Genomic DNA, 18,708 nt, shown 5'->3' on the forward strand with positions numbered 1-18,708 from the left:
TTTTATTAATTTTATATACCTCGCTAGTATATATAATAAAAACAAAACAAAGCACTAAAGAGCAAAATCCAACAAAACCGTATATAACCTAAAAAAATGATAAGAATAGACGTGAAAAAGTAAATGAAATTTTTACTAAACTTCCTATTTACATATAACATAAGAGTAAAAGGACACAGCTATTTCAAATTCAAAGGAGAGTCGATAAAATTGAAGGCATACTACTATGCACTTCTTCTATTGCCCATTATGATTATTATTAGTTTGCTTATTTTAATTTTTTATCCCAAGCTTTTCACATCAATTCATCAGGAAGAAAAATCATACACTTATTTAGGGAAGAATGCGCCCCTTCCAACGGAACTAAACCCAATTGTAGAAGAAAAGAAAAATACATTAATTAATCAGGCAGCAAAAAAGAAAATCGATATAGTTATCACAGAAGGAATTCGATCATTTGCAAAGCAAGATCAAATCTATCAACAAGGACGCTCTAGACCAGGGCGAATTGTTACTTATACAAAAGCCGGGGAGTCATACCATAATTATGGACTTGCATTTGATTTTGCGTTGGTTGATCATTCTGGCAATATTATATGGAATACGCAATATGACGGTAACCAAAACGGCAAAGCAGATTGGTACGAAGTAGCTGATCTTGGAAAAAAATTAGGCTTGGAATGGGGCGGTGATTGGCCGAGCTTTAAAGATGATCCACATTTTCAGATGACATTTGGTATAAGTATTGAACAGCTAAAAGAAGGGTACCGGGTAAAAACAGTAGAAAAAGGAAAAAAGTAAGCAACCTTTCTCGGGAAGAGAGCAATGAACATTAATAGCATATTTTTTATACATTCGACATATTGAATAGGAACAGTGCATAGGAATAATGTGTAAGCAATAGACAACCTTTGCTTAATAAAATAAAAAGGGGTCAGCATATGAAATTTATACTACTATTTCTAACCAGTATTGCCGCTTTTGTTTTCACTTTCATTGTTCCTACACTTGAAGCGAAATTTCTATGTTTAATTGGTTCATTGTTATTATTTAGATTAGGAATTTATATGATAAATCAATCTGAAAAAGAAAGAACTGCCGAATTAGAACAGGAAGTAGAGGATTTATTACAACATCTTCCTTTTACACATAAAACGATATCAGATGATTATCTGCAAGCATTATTTATAGATGAGGCTTCCCAAACCCTTTTCACTGCCATAAGAAAGGATACGGGGGAATCTTTTGATGTGAAAGAATATCTATTTCCTGAAGTGTATGAAGCCGCGATTGAAGAAGATGGGAACCAACTTGCTTTTATAGCAAGAGGCGGAATACTTGGGGGCTCTTTATTGAAGAACGTAGATCATATCGAAGTTTTCGATACCCAGAAAGAAGACGATGATTTAAATGATGAAGAATTTAGTGAAGAAGAGCAAGATGATATAGAAGATGGCATTTCGAAAGTAAGCCTAAAATTAGTATTGGACAACCTAGCACATCCTATTTTTGAATTTATCTTTTTTGAAAGTGAAGAACCTGTTGACCCTGATTCAGACGAATATAAAGATGCTTTTAAAGCATGTAATCAATGGTATCAAATGATAAGTATTCTAATAAAACGCCAAGATCATCAAAAGCAAGTACTTGTTACGAGATATGAAGAAGCACAAAAGGTTATTTAATGATTAAAATAACCTTAAAAATCCTATTTGAATAAATAATTTAACCATAGATAGAATAAATTTTTTCGAAATAAAATTAAATAATTGGTTTAAAAAAATGTACAGAAGGTATACTATTAATGATTTCACTTATAAATCCTTTTCTGGTAGGAGGGGTTAACCAATGGGTGAACCAAGTCCAGGTGAGTAGTAAAGCTCGACCGCAGATTAAAATGTACCATGCCAAAGAAAGGAAACGGAGTGAAGACCCGTGGAGTAGTCTTGGGCAACATAGCGATTCTTTAACCATTTAATCGTCATTTCGATGATGAGGAGGAAGAATTCCATGAGTATGCCGCCAAAAAAGCGCTAACAAACAAGAATTCAAAATCTCTAGACCAGATTAAATAGTAATGATCAAGTTGAAACGGAGTGAAGACTCGTGGTGTAGACTTATCAGTTATTTTTAATCATCGTAAACCATATGATCAGGAGAGTGAAGTCCGATGAGCATGTAGAACGATTGTTCCACTGTTTGCGGAAGTTCAGCTACTGTGGGCTAGATTAAAAGGTCAAAAATGAAGCTTGCATAATTTAATCGCCGAAGAGGATAAGTGAAATCAAGCTCGGGGAATTTATTTCCCGGGCTTTTTTATGTACTTTTTTGAATAAAATCATGAGAGTTATCAATACTATCTAGGATTCACAATTTTAAAACTACATGTCGGGAGGAAGAACATAATGAGTAAACAACAACAGCTTGATCCAAAATCTCAAAAAGTTCATCAGCTCTGGAGTAGGATTAAACATCAAAAATCTCAAGTTAACGGTCAGACAGAAGTAACCTTGTCTAATCGAATTTTGAGAACCCTTGCAAAGGCAAGACATTTTTAATCCATGTAGATATTGTGCAATCACCACCAAAAAACATGATCAGTTTATGCTGATCATGTTTTTTCTTTTTATAGGCTAGCGACACACTTTTTTAAATAGTGACATATCCTTTAAGTGAAGAGGTGGTGAAGGATGAGACCAGGAGAAAATATGAAAATTTCTCATAAAGCGGTTGAAGTTGAACAACAAGAATGGAAGAAGAGACGGTTAAAAGAACGCATGAAGCAGATGCTTACGATTGCTTCACCAATTATTCTCTTGTTGGTGTGGGAATGCCTTTCCCGAACCAATTTAATTGATGTTCGATTTTTTCCGCCTCCAACTAAGATTATTGGAACTCTTTTTTCTATGATTTATAGCGGTGAATTATTTCACCATATGTGGGTTTCTCTCTACAGGATATTCTGTGGTTTCTTACTCGGGGCAATACCAGGTATTGTCATTGGCTTATTAATGGGCCTATACTCTCCCATTCGACATTTTATATCACCAATTGTCATGGCGTTGATGCCAATACCAACATTGGCGCTTTTGCCAATTATTATTATTCTTTTTGGAATTGGCGATTTCTCCAAAGTGGTGACGATTGCAGGTAGTGTATTCTTCCCAGTAGTAATCAACACGACTGCAGGAGTTATAAACATTGACTCCATTTACTTAGATGTTGCAAAAAATTATGGCGCGAGCTCTAAGGACTTCTTCTTTAAGATTGCGCTTCCTGGATCGCTCCCGGTTATGATGGAAGGTATTCAGATGGGGCAGGCAATTGCGTTATTAACAATCGTAGCAGCTGAAATGATGGGTGCCACATCTGGCATAGGCTATTTGATATGGACTTCTTACAAAGCATTTATGCTACAGGAAATGTTTGTAGGGCTTATTCTCATCTCATTTTTTGGCTATTTATTTTCTTTGCTGCTTCGTTTTATCCAAAAGAAGATATTACCTTGGAGGTGAGTAAGTGGACACCAAAATTTCTATTGAGAATTTAACTAAAGTATTTTATAAAAAAAATGCAAGTGTTACAGCTTTAGATGAGGTATCGATGAATATCACAGAAGGAGAGTTTGTCTGTATTGTAGGGCCAAGCGGTTGTGGGAAAACAACTTTGCTTCGAATACTGGCAGATTTGGAAACATTAAGCGCGGGGAAAATTGAAATTAAACAAGATAAGAAAGATCGTCCTCTTCAATCAATGGTTTTTCAAGAAAGAGGTATTATCCCATGGCTGACAGTAGAAGAGAATGTTTCCTTTGGTTTAAAAATGCGGCATCTGCCCATACAGCAAGTAAAAGAACGAACAGATTATTATTTGCAAAAAGTGGGCCTTGATCAGTTTAAAAAGCTCTATCCAAAAGAACTGTCTGGTGGTATGAAGCAAAGAGTTAGTATTGCTCGAGCCTTTGCCAATGATCCGGAAATTTTACTAATGGATGAACCCTTCGCGGCTCTTGATGAACAGAATAAATTCATCTTACAGGAAGAATTACTTTCGATTTGGGAAGAGACAAAGAAGACAGTTATTTTTATTACACATAGTATAGATGAAGCGCTCCTGCTGAGTGACAGAATTCTATTAATGAGTGCACAACCCGGTAAGATAATAAAAGAAATAAAAAATGATAGCCCGAGACCGAGGAAGATGGAACAGATGCGCGCAAATCAAAAAACTGCAGAACATTTTATAGAGATATTAAACCATCTGCATGAGGAAGTTCAAAAGTCTAGAAGCTAGGATGGAGGGAATAAATTGAAGAAATGGCTTAAAAGAGGGCTGGTACTACCACTTCTACTTCTAGCAATATTGATTGCAGGTTGCACAGAAAAGGGAAGTGATACAAAAAAACCAGTAGATAATACTGTGAGTAAAGAAAATCCATCAGGCGATCTTGCACCGTTAAAGAAAAAGGTGAAAGTAAAAATTGCTGAAGATGGAGCGGCATCTGGTGCAGGATTTTATATTGCCAATGAAAAAGGGTATTTCAAAGATTACAATATAGAGGTAGAATTTGCTCAATTTGCAAATAGTGATGATATGTTGCCAGCACTTGCTGCTGGAGAAGTTGAAATGGCGGGCGGCATTTCTACAGCATCATTCTTTAATGCAATTGCTCAAGGAATTGATGTAAAAATAGTAGGGGATAAGGGGCATAATATGCCAGGTAAATCCTATTTTACATTCGTTGTAAGCGATAAAATGAAAAATGTAATTAAGGATTATACAGATATGAAAGGTAAAAAAATTGCGATTTCTTCTAGAAACTCAATTGATGGTTATATCTATGAATTAATGCTTCGCCATGCGGGACTTACTGAGAAAGATGTAGAAACAGTTGTTATGTCTGACTTTGGTAGTATGCTAGGAGCGTTACAAAACGGTTCTATTGACGCTGCACTTAGCATAGAGCCCCTGATTGCACAAGGTGTTGAAAAAGGGATTATCCATCGTTTTAAGGATGCAACTGATTTTGCTCCAGATTCGCAGATTGCTTTAGTTTTGGCTTCACCGAAATTCGTGAGCACAGACCGTGAGGTGTCACTTCGCTTTATGCTTGCTTATCTAAAAGGTGTCCGTGATTATAATGATGCCTTTACGAAAGGAAAAGGAAAAGCGGAGATTGTCAGTATTATGACAAAATATACAGCTCTAAAAGATCCAGCCATATGGGATAAGGTAAATGTAACGGGATTAGATCCGAATGGTGAAATGCGTATGGAGGATATTCAGAATCAATATAATATGTATAAAGAAAATGGGGCAACAAAGGGAACATTTGAATTTGATAAGGCAATTGATACTTCACTAACAGAAGAAGCAGTAAAGATAATAGGGAGTTATAAGTAATAAAAAAAGGAGTAAGCAAATGCTTACTCCTTTTAAAATTTAGTTTCTTTTATATCGGAAATTTTGAAAAAGCTGTTATTTTCATCGCCATCCACATAATCGTAATATACAGAATATGTTCTGTCATAGGCATTTAGAGATTTATTTCCATTTTTCGTTTCGTTAATATATTCTTTGGTTTTCACAACAAAATCCGTATCACTTTTACGGTCAATAGAAACAATCTCTAGTTTATTGACTTCCTCTTGATCGCCTTGCTTATGTTTTTTTGGAATTTGGTTTGATAAATTTTCATATAACTTTGTGTCATGCATGATTGCTTCGTTTGCAAGCGGTTCAAAGTTGCCTGAGGCAATAGCTTCGGAACGCATAACAGGATAGTCAGAAATAAACTGAGTTAATTTTTCTTGTTCTGCTTTTGACATTTTTTGACCTGTTACTTTGGTTTCAATTATATCTTTAGTTTGGTGCTTATCAGCTTTAGATATAGCATCCTTCGATTTTTCCGTTAAGAAAGCATCTTCTTTTTGATCCTGACTTTTTTGATTCGCATCGTTACCACAAGCTGTAAGAACTGAAGCAGCTAAAAATAGCGAACATAACACTGGCCATTTCTTCATTTTATTGGTCCTTCTTTCAACAATTATTTCTATTATCATACCCTATTTTATACTGCAATAACACTGTAGTATGAAATGGTCTAAAAGTGTTGAAGCTTTCATTTTATGACATGAGGTTCTTTCTATCTTTATTGGTTACAATTCAGTCTAAATGATTAAAAAAGAATAAATGGGGGTACTATTGAAGGTCGTCCGTCTATGCTTGCTAAATTGTTAATTCACTTTAATATATGCAAGAAAATGCGAACAGGAAATTTGGTTTATGGTTAATTTAATATCTAAGTCTTCCTATACATATTGCTTTGTTCAACTAAAACATACAAATTATGAATTAAAAAAGGATCTTATTTATTACATTTAGATGTCAGCATAGCCTGATTTTTAAAATTCCTGTAATGCTAAATGCTTTTACCGCTACGTAAGATGTATAGCAAACAAAAAAAGCATAATAGACTACAGATTTAGAAGTCTTCTTCATAGGTACATTTTAAAAAAAGAAAGGTGATGTATGATGATTAGAAAATCTTTGAGTTACTTACGTTTAATGGGTATGTGTTTTGGGATTGCCATTGTAGGATCAATAGCAGCAGGATGTTCGAGCGCTAAATTGATAGAAGGAAAAAAAGTACAAGCGGGAGTTATGGTAGAAGAAAATGAGAACATCGTCGATAAAAATGTACAATCAATAAAGCATGTATTAAAAACAGAATTTACAAGCCCTAAGCAGGAGTATAATAAAATCCTTCATAATCCTGAAAACTTTACAATAATAGAAGGAAAGAAAATGCTGAAAGCTTCATACGGTAGTGAACTGCATAATTATGTTGAGGGATTATACAAGCCATACTTCACAAAAACTGGATTCTCCTCTTTTTTTGTAACATCAGCATTTAACTATACGCTGAAATCTAAGGATATAAAAATAAATGTTAAAGATATGGAGATAGAAAAAACGGATAAAAATCACAACTATCATTTTGTTGTGAGTGTTAACTATAAGAAGGGTGATCATGCAATAAAGAAGTATCAGATTAAAGGGATTGCTACTTTACCTGAAGAAGGTAAGATTGCTCAAATTACTTATAAGGATGATGGAGGATTACTTAAAAATATAAAAAAGAATAGCTAAAAAATAGGAATTTGAATATAGAGGAAGTTTTTAACTTCCTCTTTATTTTGTTTTAGAATCATAAAGTAAAATATATAAGGTCTTTAGTCCCTAAACTAAGTAGGCGAAAGATTAAAATTTAGGTATAATAGCTATAGGGCTAATTAAAGTATAGATATCTATTGAGTAGATATAGAATGTTTAGATAAAATGTAGCTAGTGTTAATTGGTTTTTTGACTTCTTTCTTCAAATGAATGAAAAGAGTATAGAGGTTTAAATATTCTGATAAGTGCATTGGCAACATTAAGATTTTCTTATTATAATATATAAAGTACATATACATAGTACATATACAAAAAAGGGAAGAAGTGATTATCATGTACATAGGCGGTCGGCAAGATTTAGCTGCACTTGACCAATTTACAATAGAATAGGTCGGGCTTCCAGGTGCTGTATTAATGGAGAATGCAGGTTCTGCTATCGTGTCTGCAGTTTTGTCATCGTACCATGACCTAGACGCACGCATTCTTGTGTTAGCAGGTAACGGTAACAACGGCGGCGATGGATTTGTAGCTGCCAGAAAGTTATGTGATCATGGATATAATGTGGAATTGTGCCTTCTGCCTAAAGAGGAGACGTTAAAAGGAGATGCACTTACCCACTTTTTAGTCTATAAAAATAGAGGTCTTCCCTATTCAACAATGGCAACAATGGATAAGGATAAGCTTCAGACAAAAATAAACTGTGCTACTATTATTATAGATGCAATGATAGGTTCAGGGATGCAGGGCATAATTAAAGACCCATTTCGTTCAGTCATTGAAATGGTAAATGAGTCTACTGCTTATGTTTTAGCGGTAGATATTCCTTCAGGCTTGGAGGCTGATACCGGACTAGTTACAGAAATGGCCATCAAGGCTGATCGTACTGTTACTTTTGTGATGCCAAAAAAAGGATTCTTCTTGCAAGACGGACCAATGTATATTGGTGAATGGGAAATTGCAGATATCTCAGTACCTTATCAGCTTGCAGAAAAATCCACTCAATCTCTGCCAAGGCTAATTACAAACGGAGATGTCTATGCACAATTGCCAAAAAGACCATCTAACAGTCACAAAGGAACATTTGGCCATGGTATTGTGATAGGGGGCTCTAGTTCATATGTAGGGGCGCCTATTTATTCCGCCAAAGCTGCATTTCACTCAGGAATTGGGCTTGTGACATTAGCTGTGCCGGAAGAAAATTATACAATCTCAGCATCTCAGTTGCCAGAAGCATTATATATAAAGCTTTCAAATAAAGATGACCACATATCTCCAGCATCGCTTTCTGATATTTCATTTTCTACATATAAGGCAATTGCTATTGGCCCTGGACTAAGTCGTTTTAAACATGGTGGAAAAATATTGGAGATCTTATTTAGTAAATGCCATGATCAGCCTATTATTATAGACGCGGATGGCCTATTCTATCTTAAGGATTATCTCCATTTAGTGAAGGAATACAAGGGTCCTGTTATTATTACACCCCATCCGGGTGAAATGGCGGCGCTTTTAGAGTGTAGTGTCGAAGAAATTGAAAGTAATAGATTAGGGGTAGCAAAGCAATTTGCAAAAGAGCATGGTGTATACGTATTATTGAAAGGTCATCGCTCTATTGTTGAAGTTCCAGATGGTAATACATGGGTAAATCCCCATGGACATGATGCGCTAGCACGGGGAGGAAGCGGTGATGTATTAACCGGCCTTATTCTGTCCTTTATATGTCAACATGCAAGCCCTGAACAAGCGTTAGTATGCGCTACATTTTTACATGCTAGAGCTGCGGAAGTGAAAGCAGAGAAATTATCCCATTACAGTGTAACTCCAAATGCTATAATAGAAGGGATTCCTGAAATTCTAAATGATATGCGATAAAAAATATAAAGATTAGAAAGGAAGATGGCAGTGCGCAATCTAGCCTGGTATATTTCACTGGCCATCTCGTTTTTTGGCTGTCTTGCGATCGAGTTTTTCTTCACAGGAAAGCCTACGCAGTCAATCAACCATGCCAATACAGCTGTTGTACCAATAGTATTATTAATTCCTTTTTTGTTATTAAGTTTATTTATAACCTGGACAGTCGGAAGAAAGTACTTTGCTATTAGACCGTTGCGAAGACCGGGGATATTACTCATTGCTATAATCATTATTTTGGTTATTGGCATTACAGGTGAATATCAGACAATTCAAGAGACAATCAATGGATTTGAAAAAAAAGGGAAAACCATAATGTCTGTTTTGAAACATCAAAGCTATTTTAATTATTTTACAGTGAATTGGTATTTTAATGAAAATTCCTTTTTGCTAGTTCATCTCATTTCATTTTGTCTAGGTTTTGTTGGCCGCAAAAACGAATGGCAGCTAGAGATAGAGGAAAAAGAATATAAAGCGAACAATGAGTAGCGTGGCAAACATAGTCACGCTATTTTTACTTCCGTATACGCGTTTCAAAAGATATCTGGTGAAATCTATAGAAATTCTATTAGGATATAGTCAAAAGTCGAATATAAAAATTATGCTATGATAGTAGTAGATAATCCTTGAAAGGAAGATGATTATGAAATCACCATTTACATTTATTTATTCTGCTCCAACAACTATCGTAGAAGGAAAGAAATATCCTGCAATATTTTTACTGCACGGAATGGGAAGCAATGAAGAAGACTTGCCACAGCTAGTGCAAGAATTAAAAGAAAATTACTTTATATTTAGCTTGCAGGGTCCAATCCTTCAAGAACCAGGATATGCTTTCTATCATGACAAAGAATTCGGAAAACCGGATCGCCATGTATTTGATCAAGTTGTTATCCATATTGCAAAATTTATAGAAGAAGCAGCTACTGAGTTCCCGCTTAACTTAAAAGAGCTGTATATTTTGGGCTTTAGCCAAGGTGCCGTGCTTGCCAATTCTTTAGCATTTGTAATGGGAAATCAAAAACTAGCGGGAGTTGTAGCATTAAGTGGGTATATTCCAGACTTTGTAAAGACAGATTATAAAAAGCAATCCGTTGAAAGCCTTCCAATTTATATTGCACATGGCACTATGGATTACGTTCTTCCATATCAATGGGGGGAAGAAAGCAAAGGCTTCTTCTTAAGCTATGATGCAGAAGTAACTTTTAAGGGATTCGAAGATGGTCATGGAGTACCTCCATATATCCAAGAAGAAGTGATACAGTTTTTTAAAAAGAATTCTTCAAATCAATAACGTTTAAACACTATGATAGTAGGGAATATTATTAAAATTTAAAACTTTTAAAAAAAGAGGAAAAAAGAACCAAAAAAATTTTTTCTTCTTTTTTAATGTCTATTTACCTTATGGTTAATAAAGGTTTTATATTCATAAGAACTATTTGAGGGAATTTAATGCATACTTTTGGTACAAGTTAATGATTGTAAAAAGAACCTTTTACCTATGGAAGGAAATCTGAAAATACTTCTCAACGTCACCTCGTGTTGATTTTTGTAATTTTTTAGGTTAAAGTTTGGTTAACGTTAAAAAACCAAAATGAGGTGAGGAATATGAAAAAGTTTAGATGCCCTGTATGTGGTTTTATGGGTTTAGCAAAGAAACCGTATGATAGTAACCTTAGTGGATCTGGTGAAATTTGCCAGTGCTGTGGATTTCAATTTGGTTATGATGACCAATCCAGCCAAGCAAGAAAAAGGATCCAGGAATTCCATGATAGTTATCGAATTAAATGGTTATTTGAAGGTGCAAAAGTATTTCATCCCTCAAGTTTTCCGGTTGAATATATCCAAAAAAACAGTACACGTATGACAGAGACGCAATTGATCAGACAGCTAAATACAATTGGCTTTAAACATAATGTACCGAATAAAAAATTGATGAAGACCACCATGAATTAAAAAATATGGATTAAATTAAGTTTTCTAAAATTTTCTTATGTTATACTAATACCAAGAAAGAGTATGAAGATCCGTTCAGTGAAAACACATTGGGCGGATGTTTTTTTATATTGTCTTTGGTTTTTTAGGTCTAGCATATAGATAAATTTGGGGGTGAATTTTTATCAAAAAAAGATTGATATTGGTTTGTATTTTATTGAGCTGTATACTTAGCAGCTGCAATACATCCAATGAGAAGGGATTACCAGGTGACCGTCCTCCGTCTGTTTTTGTGGAATTGAATGGGGATAAGTATAGCACCACTCAAGGTTCATACTGCTGGACAAATATGTGTGTTGACAAGGTAGGTCCTCCAGAATTATTACAAAATAAAAAGCCAATCAGGAGTACATCTAAGGCAATAGCCCAGATTAAAATGGATTATAAGCCACAGCCAACAGAAGTTCACTTGTATTTAATGGAAGGTGATGACGAAAAGAAAATACAGTTAAAAGATAACGGGCAATTCAAAACCCCAACTAAAAAGGGTGTATATTATTATGTATATAGTGTATGGTGGGATACCGATGAAAAAGAGAAACAATACCATGGGGATGCGGCTTATGTTTTTTCATTAGAGATAGAATAATGACTAAGTAATTTTGAAAATAAAAAAGAGATTAGGGGAATCAACCTCCAATCTCTTTTTTATTAGCTATTAGCTATTTTTAAGTCCAGTATTCGCTTTCACAGTTACTTCTGCATACTTGCGAACATCTGATTTTTGACCTACTAGTGAACCAATCCAACCTGCTAAGAAACCGCACGGAACTGAAATGATTGCTGGATTTGTAAGAGGGAACAATGCTGTCCCTTTTAGAATTGCCGTTCCTTCTGGACTCCAAATGTTAGGGCTTAATGCTACAAGAATCAATGCTACAACTAGTCCAGTTACCATTGCTGAGACAGCACCTGTTGTGTTGAATTTCTTATAATAGATAGTGTAAATAATAACTGGCAAGTTTGCACTTGCTGCTATACAAAATGCTAGCGATACTAAGAAAGCTACATTTAGTGTTTGAGCGCCTAATGCAAGAAGGATAGAAATTAACGCAACCCCTATAGAAGCATAACGTGCAGCTTTCATTTGTTCTTTTTCTGTTGCTTTGCCTTTACGAATAATTTGGCCATAAATATCATGTGCGAAAGCAGAAGCACCTGATAATACCAATCCAGCAACAACTGCTAAAATAGTCGCGAAAGCAACTGCACAAACAAATGACATTAACAAGTCTCCGCCTAAAGCTTGAGCAAGAAGTGGTGCGGCCATATTTCCGGCTGCATTGGCTGAAACAATTTTTTCAGACCCTACAAATGCAGCTGCTCCAAAACCAAGGAAAATAGTGAGGACATAAAAGATACCAACAATCCATGTTGCGCTGACAACTGAGCTCCGGGCTGTTTTTGCATCTTTTACAGTAAAGAATCGCATTAGTATGTGAGGTAAACCCGCTGTACCTAAAACCAAAGCAATCATCACGGATAATGTATCAAAGCCGTTAGTATATTTTACACCAGCGTTGAGATAAGCTTCACCATGTGATGTTGATGTTTTAACAGTTTGGAACATTTCAAGAATATTAAAATGGAATTTTAAGAGTACAAGGAATGAGATAATAACAGTACCGATCATTAAAAGTACAGCTTTAATAATTTGTACCCAACTTGTAGCGGCCATCCCGCCCCATAGAACGTAAATCGTCATCATGACGCCAACTAACAATACAGCTATCCAATAGTCAATTCCAAGCAAAAGCTGTATAAGTGCACCAGCTCCAACTAATTGTGCAATCATGTAAAATAACACAATTACTATTGTACTTATAGCAGCAGTACCACGAACTTTCTTTTGATTAAAACGTGCAGTAATCATATCCGCCAATGTGTAGCGCCCCAGATTTCGTAAAGGTTCAGCTACAATATATAAAACAACTAAATAGGCGACTAAATAGCCAATACTATAAAAGAAACCATCAAAACCAAATAAAGCAATAGCACCTGCAATTCCTAAAAATGAAGCAGCAGATAAATAGTCACCAGCAATCGCAATACCGTTTTGCCAACCCGTTAAGCCACCGCCTGCAGTGTAGAACTCGCTAGCTGAATTTGTTCTTTTCGATGCAATATACGTAACAATCAAAGTGAGCACTACAATTGCCACGAAGAATAAGATCCCAATAGCTCCCATTAATAGCCACCATCCTTCGCTTTTTCAATAATTTTTTGACTGTCTTGATCAAATACATTTGCTTTTTTGACATAAAGCATACAGAGTACCCACGTCATAATAAATAATCCTAAAGAATAAATCCATACCCATGTAATGTCACCAAAGGATTTTCCATCCAAAATTGTTGTGAAAGAGGTTAAGATAGGCAATAGAATGTAGAGACCTAAAAATAGAATTGAAATGGATCCAATAAACCTGTTTTTCTTTTTTACTAGAGTTTTAAATTCAGAACTTTCTGAAATAGATATATACTTTTCTTCTGTCAGGCCTTTTAAAACATTTGGTTCATCCCCCAAATGATCGCTCACAACTTGTTTTTCTTCTAACGAGTGAGCTAAGTTTTGACTCATACAAAATCCCCCTTTAAAAATATGAAGTTGGAAGTGCTTCCAATCCCTTGAAATAATCATATGCAAATTTGACAAAAATAGCAACATTTTTTAGAAAATTAATTATTTTTGGAAAATAAGTAAAAACCACTATTTCTAAAGAAGAAATAGTGGCTACCTATATAATAGAAGAAACTTATTCATGTACCGTTTTGCTTCGATTATTTTTAAACTGATATAACAGTATACCAATGGCAGTCATTCCTTCTGCAATAGGAAAGGCTAGCCAAAGTGCTTTACCCGTAAATGCTGCAGGCAATAAATAGAGCAATGGGAGGAATAGTATGAGGGAACGCATAAGAATGATAATCATCGATAAACGTATTTTCTTAATCGATTGATAAAATTCTGCATACAGCAAGTTATAACTAAGAAACAAATAGCCAATAAAGAAAAGATGTATGCCTTGCTTTGTAAACTCTATAATTGCAGGGTCATGCACGCTAAATGCTTGGATTAACTGATCATCAAGGAGCCATCCAACAAGAATAATGAGTATACCGGCAATAATCCCAGCTAGAAGCCCCAATTTCAAGACAGCTTTGAGTCGTTCTGTTAATTTTGCCCCATAGCTAAAGCTTACAATTGGTTGTATGGCTGCACTTATACCAAAGAAAAGCATGATAAATACGGCATGTAAATAATTGATTACAGCATAAGAGGTGACTCCAATTTCACCAACGAAATGACTAAAGGCAATATTATAGCCTACGACTACAATAGCGGTAGAACCTTCTGTAATAAAGCTTGGTGAGCCAATTTTTAAAATTTCTTTCATATTACTAAAGTTAAAGTGGAATGTTTTCAAATTAAAACGTAAATGGCTATCATTTCGTAAAAAATGCAAAAGAAGTACACATAAACCTACGACTGTTGAAAGGGCTGTTGCATATGCAGCTCCACTAACGCCCATGTTCATCTGAAAGATAAAGATATAGTTCAGGATGATATTTAAGACTGATGTGGTGATTAAACCAATCATAGCTAGTTTCGGATTTCCATCGTTTCGTATAAAAATGCTTAAAACATTTTCTAATACATATATGAGACCGAAAAGAAGAATGACGTGAAGATAGTCTTCAACATAGGGAAGAACTTTAGTACTTGCGCCGAATAGCAGTGCAATCTCTTTTTGTTTCCAAAGACAAATAATAACAAGTACACCAACAATGCTCACGGTCATTAATAGGCTCTGCATAAAAATGGAGCGAGCTTGCTGTATGTTATCCTTGCCCATTTCGATAGAGTAAAGGGTTGCACCTCCCATTCCAATCCATAGAGAAATGGATAACAATATAGAGAAAATAGGAACTGCTATATTGACTCCCGCTAAGGCAAGCGGTCCGACTCCGTTGCTGACAAAAATGCCATCAACAAGAATATTGACAGACATTAAAATCATACCGAGTAGTGAGGGGAATAAATACGATAAAAATAGTTTGTGAATTGGGGTTTGCGTTAATTTGATTGATGTATCACTCATAGATGCCTCCGTAAAATGGAGCACTTCCTTTCTAGATAGAACGTTTCTTTTCCTTTTCTAATATGATTTTAAAGTATATAGTTACTATATAGTCAATACGTATGCACTTAATGGAGAGGTGGAATGTTATGTCAGAACAATCACACAAATATTTTACTACTGGAGAGTTTGCTAAACTTTGCCATATATCAAAACAGACCTTATTTTATTACGATGAAATCGGTTTACTTTCACCCTATATTAAAGAGGACAATGGATACCGTTATTATACCTATTCACAGTACGAAGTTTATATAGTAATTGAACTGCTGAAAGATTTAGGCATGCCTCTTAAAGAAATTCGTAATTTTTTAAATAACAAAACGCCAATTGAAGCTATTCAATTACTTACTAGCCAATTGGACGAAATTGACAATAAGATTAGTAAGCTTCAGCATATTAGAACAATAGCCGAAACGACTATCAAAATTATCAAAGAAGCATTAGAAGTGGATTGGGAAAGTATTACTGTTGAAAATCTTCCTGAGAGAACATTGCTCATAAGCCAGCATCTACGTCATGCAACAAATCGTCAATACTTGAATGCTGTGACTGATTTTATTGATTTGTGCAATAAGCATGAATTATATACGGGGCATCCAATCGGAGCCATTTTAGCAGAGGAAGAAATATTGGCTGAGAACTTTGGAAATTATAGTTATCTTTATACCGAAATGCCTTCGAGTATTGAAAAGGTCTCCACAATTGTTCGACCAGCAGGACAGTATATTATTGCCTATCATAAAGGAAACGATAAGGAAATTGCTCCATCCTATCACCGAATATTTGAATTTGTAAAAGAGCATCAATTAGCAATTAAAAATTTTGCGTATGAAGAATATATTTTAGATGAGGTTGCTGTCAATGGTGCAGAGAATTATGTGACTAAGATTATGATTCCAATTAAATAGTCTATTTATTCTCGTTTATACTTATAATTTCTACTTAAAAATTAAATTATTCTCGATTGTTTTAATTACGCTTCCTAAGAGAATTAATTTTTATTAGTAGAATAGTTAACCATTACATTTCGACAAAGTCGAGTCTTCTGAGTAGAGGATTCGACTTTTTATTTTCTTCTTTCATTAAAAAGGTTCCCAAATGTATATTTGGGAAAGTTATTTATGATAGAATAAAAGATATTGAGGTGACGTGAGATGGATCAAAAAAAACCAAAAATACTTAGAGATTTTTTAATTTATTTAACAGCTATTAAAGGAAAGTCAAAACGCACTCGAGATGAGTATGAATACGATTTGACCTTGTTTCTGCGGTTTACTCTTAGCGTACAACAAGATAAATTAGAGCAAATTGATACAATAGATATACATTCAATTGATGCCTCGTTCTTAAAGGAAATAACACTCGAAGATATGTATCTTTTTTTAGAATACTGCGAGGAGAGACGAAAAAATAGCGCACATACCCGGGCAAGGAAGGTAGCGACATTGCGCTCATTCTTTAAATACTTGAAATCCAAGCGCCATATAATAGAAGAAAACCCGGCAGATGATTTGGAAACACCTAAAATAGGAAAAAAGCAGCCGATTTATCTCAGTTTAGATGAAGCGAAGACATTTATGGGCGGCATCCAGTCCAGCGCACATTATGATAGAGATTATTGCATGATGACATTCTTTTTGAATTTAGGTATTCGTGTATCTGAATTATGTAATCTAAATATGGACTCTATCCATGAGCGTACACTGACTGTGAGAGGGAAAGGGGATAAAGAAAGGTCTGTTTATCTCAATGATGCATGCCTTAAAGCGCTGAAAACTTATTTAGAGCATGAAAGGAACAAAATGAAGAATGCTGATAAAAATGAGGCTTTATTTCTTTCTCAAAAAGGAACACGTTTAACAAGGCAGCGAATTGCAAAGATTGTAAAAGCAATCAATTTATCATCAGGGTTAGAAAAAAAGAAGCTGTCGCCACATAAATTACGCCATACATCTGCTACAATGATGTATAAAAGTGGAGCAGATATTAGAAGCCTGCAACAAATTTTAGGCCACTCTAACGTATCAACGACTCAAATTTATACACATGTGGAGAATGAAGAGATCCAACGAGTAATTGAAAACAATCCTCTAAACATTTTATAAATAATAATATTATGTAAACAATTAAACAGAGACATTATATAAACGGTTAAGTTATGGCTACCAATAAACAGCGAGACCATAATATTAATCTTATATTTAATAATATTAAAAACCACCGTTAAAACTCTTTATTAAGCGTTAAATATTATGATCAAACTACTAGATGTTGAACCTTTTTTATTGTAGCTATATGTAAATGCAAAAGGTATTATAGGTAATATTAAATCAAAAATGTACTTAAACTAATGGGGCAGTATAGTTTAAGTACAAGTGAATTAGAATATTAATTCTTTTAAAAGAAGTCCAATAAATCTTATCGTTAAAACAACGTGAGGGTTCAATCCAAAAGTGTTATGGACGTCTTATTTGTGTAGTTAGATTTGTATTTCAATTAGAATCTTCAAAAAATCTACTCTTAAAAATCAAAGTAATCTACAATCATTTGTACAACTAAAAGAACTGTTACTAATCTAAGAAGTGGTTTTACATGTTTCGTTTTTAATTTACGAGCTAATCTAACTCCGAACTGTGCACCAACAATGGATCCAAGCATTAATGCTATTGTAAGTGGCCATAAAATTTTACCTGTTGATATGTAAGTGATGGCAGAACCAAAGCAACTTGCAAAAACCCCAACTCTTGCTAAGCCAATTGCTCGGATATAGGAGATTTTTTGGCTTGCATATAAATATAACGCAAGTGTACTGCTTCCTGGTCCAAACATTCCGTCATACATTCCTATACCAATTAGTGCAATTCCTGGTTTTTTACTTGCATGAAACTGTTCAGTTCCATCAAAATTACCTGTATTCATGAAGGAAGTTACAAATGCAAAGCTTAATAAAATGATTGCGATAAGCGTTAGGGCACTTCCGCTTAAAAAGGAAGCAATGAGTCCACCTAAAATACCTCCTCCAAGACAAAATATTAGGACTAATAATGCTTCTTTTGTGGAAACTTCTTTTTTCTTTAATATGACAAGAAAGCTTGAGAGTGAACTGATAGTATTGGAAACCTTGTTTGCACCAATTGCTGAATGTACAGGTAACCCCATAAGTAACATAGTGGGTAAACTAATCAGTCCCCCTCCTCCGACCAATGTACCGACTATATTACCTATAATTCCAATCATAAAAAAGATGACAAATTCCATAGAATAACCTACTTTCAAAATTGCATCATAGAATCAGTTTACCACGTATAGTCTTTGGTCTGAATTCAAATGAAACAACTTTTAAAATTCTATGACTGGGACGACGAGGAAGAATTTGAATTAATTATAAGTAAATGATATGGAGCGTAATTTTTGATATATTTTTAATTTAACTAAAAGCTTTTTATTAAAAACAACATAAAAAATACTAAAAAAGCATCCAT

At 34.7% G+C, this 18,708-nt stretch carries 18 protein-coding genes and 1 pseudogene; 14 read left to right on the plus strand and 5 right to left on the minus strand.

Annotation, left to right across the window (positions count from 1 at the left end; all coding sequences use genetic code 11):
- Positions 1-210: 210 nt before the first annotated feature.
- The 6 genes from RCJ93_RS03180 to RCJ93_RS03205 all read left to right on the plus strand — a co-directional run bounded on the left by RCJ93_RS03180 (position 211) and on the right by RCJ93_RS03205 (position 5,403).
- Positions 211-801, plus strand: coding sequence for a M15 family metallopeptidase (locus RCJ93_RS03180; protein ID WP_446738376.1), 591 nt, complete (start codon positions 211-213; stop codon positions 799-801).
- Positions 802-941: 140 nt separating this feature from the next.
- Positions 942-1,685 (plus strand): hypothetical protein, encoded by a 744-nt coding sequence (locus RCJ93_RS03185; protein ID WP_251646445.1) that lies wholly within the window; start codon positions 942-944, stop codon positions 1,683-1,685.
- A 720-nt stretch (positions 1,686-2,405) separates the two neighbouring features.
- Positions 2,406-2,558: a YpzG family protein gene (locus RCJ93_RS03190; RefSeq protein WP_084246889.1), complete on the plus strand. Its 153-nt coding sequence runs from the start codon at positions 2,406-2,408 to the stop codon at positions 2,556-2,558.
- Positions 2,559-2,708: 150 nt separating this feature from the next.
- Positions 2,709-3,515: an ABC transporter permease gene (locus RCJ93_RS03195; RefSeq protein WP_066791871.1), complete on the plus strand. Its 807-nt coding sequence runs from the start codon at positions 2,709-2,711 to the stop codon at positions 3,513-3,515.
- A gap of 4 nt (positions 3,516-3,519) precedes the next feature.
- Positions 3,520-4,293, plus strand: a complete 774-nt coding sequence (locus RCJ93_RS03200; RefSeq protein WP_066787341.1) for an ABC transporter ATP-binding protein — start codon at positions 3,520-3,522, stop codon at positions 4,291-4,293.
- Positions 4,294-4,308: 15 nt separating this feature from the next.
- Positions 4,309-5,403 (plus strand): ABC transporter substrate-binding protein, encoded by a 1,095-nt coding sequence (locus RCJ93_RS03205; RefSeq protein ID WP_446738377.1) that lies wholly within the window; start codon positions 4,309-4,311, stop codon positions 5,401-5,403.
- Between the two features lie 32 nt (positions 5,404-5,435).
- On the opposite strand, the gene RCJ93_RS03210 is transcribed toward RCJ93_RS03205, so the two are convergent.
- The gene (locus RCJ93_RS03210) at positions 5,436-6,023 is read right to left on the minus strand and encodes a TcaA NTF2-like domain-containing protein (RefSeq protein WP_251646441.1); all 588 of its coding nucleotides are present in this window, start codon (positions 6,021-6,023) and stop codon (positions 5,436-5,438) included.
- Between the two features lie 511 nt (positions 6,024-6,534).
- On the opposite strand from RCJ93_RS03210, the gene RCJ93_RS03215 reads away from it, so the two are divergent.
- From RCJ93_RS03215 to RCJ93_RS03240, 6 genes and pseudogenes are all read left to right on the plus strand, one after another.
- Positions 6,535-7,152, plus strand: a complete 618-nt coding sequence (locus RCJ93_RS03215) for a hypothetical protein (RefSeq protein WP_150284471.1) — start codon at positions 6,535-6,537, stop codon at positions 7,150-7,152.
- A 429-nt stretch (positions 7,153-7,581) separates the two neighbouring features.
- Positions 7,582-9,048: pseudogene (locus RCJ93_RS03220) on the plus strand (NAD(P)H-hydrate dehydratase); the annotation flags it as partial.
- 30 nt (positions 9,049-9,078) lie between these two features.
- A complete protein-coding gene (locus RCJ93_RS03225; protein ID WP_150284469.1) occupies positions 9,079-9,576 on the plus strand; it encodes a hypothetical protein in 498 nt (165 codons plus the stop codon).
- Positions 9,577-9,730: 154 nt separating this feature from the next.
- A complete protein-coding gene (locus tag RCJ93_RS03230) occupies positions 9,731-10,381 on the plus strand; it encodes an alpha/beta hydrolase (protein ID WP_446738378.1) in 651 nt (216 codons plus the stop codon).
- Positions 10,382-10,695: 314 nt separating this feature from the next.
- A complete protein-coding gene (locus tag RCJ93_RS03235; protein ID WP_066787322.1) occupies positions 10,696-11,043 on the plus strand; it encodes a hypothetical protein in 348 nt (115 codons plus the stop codon).
- Positions 11,044-11,239: 196 nt separating this feature from the next.
- On the plus strand, positions 11,240-11,671 hold the full coding sequence (locus RCJ93_RS03240) for a hypothetical protein (protein WP_150284467.1): 432 nt from the start codon (positions 11,240-11,242) through the stop codon (positions 11,669-11,671).
- A gap of 69 nt (positions 11,672-11,740) precedes the next feature.
- Here the strand turns inward: RCJ93_RS03240 and RCJ93_RS03245 are convergent, their stop codons facing one another.
- From RCJ93_RS03245 to RCJ93_RS03255, 3 genes are all read right to left on the minus strand, one after another.
- Positions 11,741-13,270: a solute symporter family protein gene (locus RCJ93_RS03245; RefSeq protein ID WP_150284466.1), complete on the minus strand. Its 1,530-nt coding sequence runs from the start codon at positions 13,268-13,270 to the stop codon at positions 11,741-11,743.
- On the minus strand, positions 13,270-13,662 hold the full coding sequence (locus RCJ93_RS03250) for a DUF485 domain-containing protein (RefSeq protein ID WP_446738379.1): 393 nt from the start codon (positions 13,660-13,662) through the stop codon (positions 13,270-13,272). The genes RCJ93_RS03245 and RCJ93_RS03250 overlap by 1 nt, the downstream gene beginning before the upstream one ends.
- Positions 13,663-13,837: 175 nt before the next feature.
- Entirely contained in the window at positions 13,838-15,184 is a 1,347-nt protein-coding gene (locus RCJ93_RS03255; RefSeq protein WP_446738380.1) for an MATE family efflux transporter, read from the minus strand.
- A 128-nt stretch (positions 15,185-15,312) separates the two neighbouring features.
- Here RCJ93_RS03255 and RCJ93_RS03260 point away from each other — a divergent pair, with 128 nt between their 5' ends.
- Both RCJ93_RS03260 and RCJ93_RS03265 read left to right on the plus strand, forming a co-directional pair.
- Entirely contained in the window at positions 15,313-16,134 is an 822-nt protein-coding gene (locus RCJ93_RS03260; RefSeq protein ID WP_066787311.1) for a MerR family transcriptional regulator, read from the plus strand.
- A gap of 246 nt (positions 16,135-16,380) precedes the next feature.
- Positions 16,381-17,331, plus strand: a complete 951-nt coding sequence (locus tag RCJ93_RS03265) for a tyrosine recombinase XerC (protein ID WP_446738381.1) — start codon at positions 16,381-16,383, stop codon at positions 17,329-17,331.
- A 415-nt stretch (positions 17,332-17,746) separates the two neighbouring features.
- On the opposite strand, the gene RCJ93_RS03270 is transcribed toward RCJ93_RS03265, so the two are convergent.
- Positions 17,747-18,484 (minus strand): sulfite exporter TauE/SafE family protein, encoded by a 738-nt coding sequence (locus RCJ93_RS03270; protein WP_446738382.1) that lies wholly within the window; start codon positions 18,482-18,484, stop codon positions 17,747-17,749.
- Positions 18,485-18,708 lie beyond the last annotated feature (224 nt).

The organism is Rummeliibacillus sp. BSL5 (genome assembly GCF_052928305.1).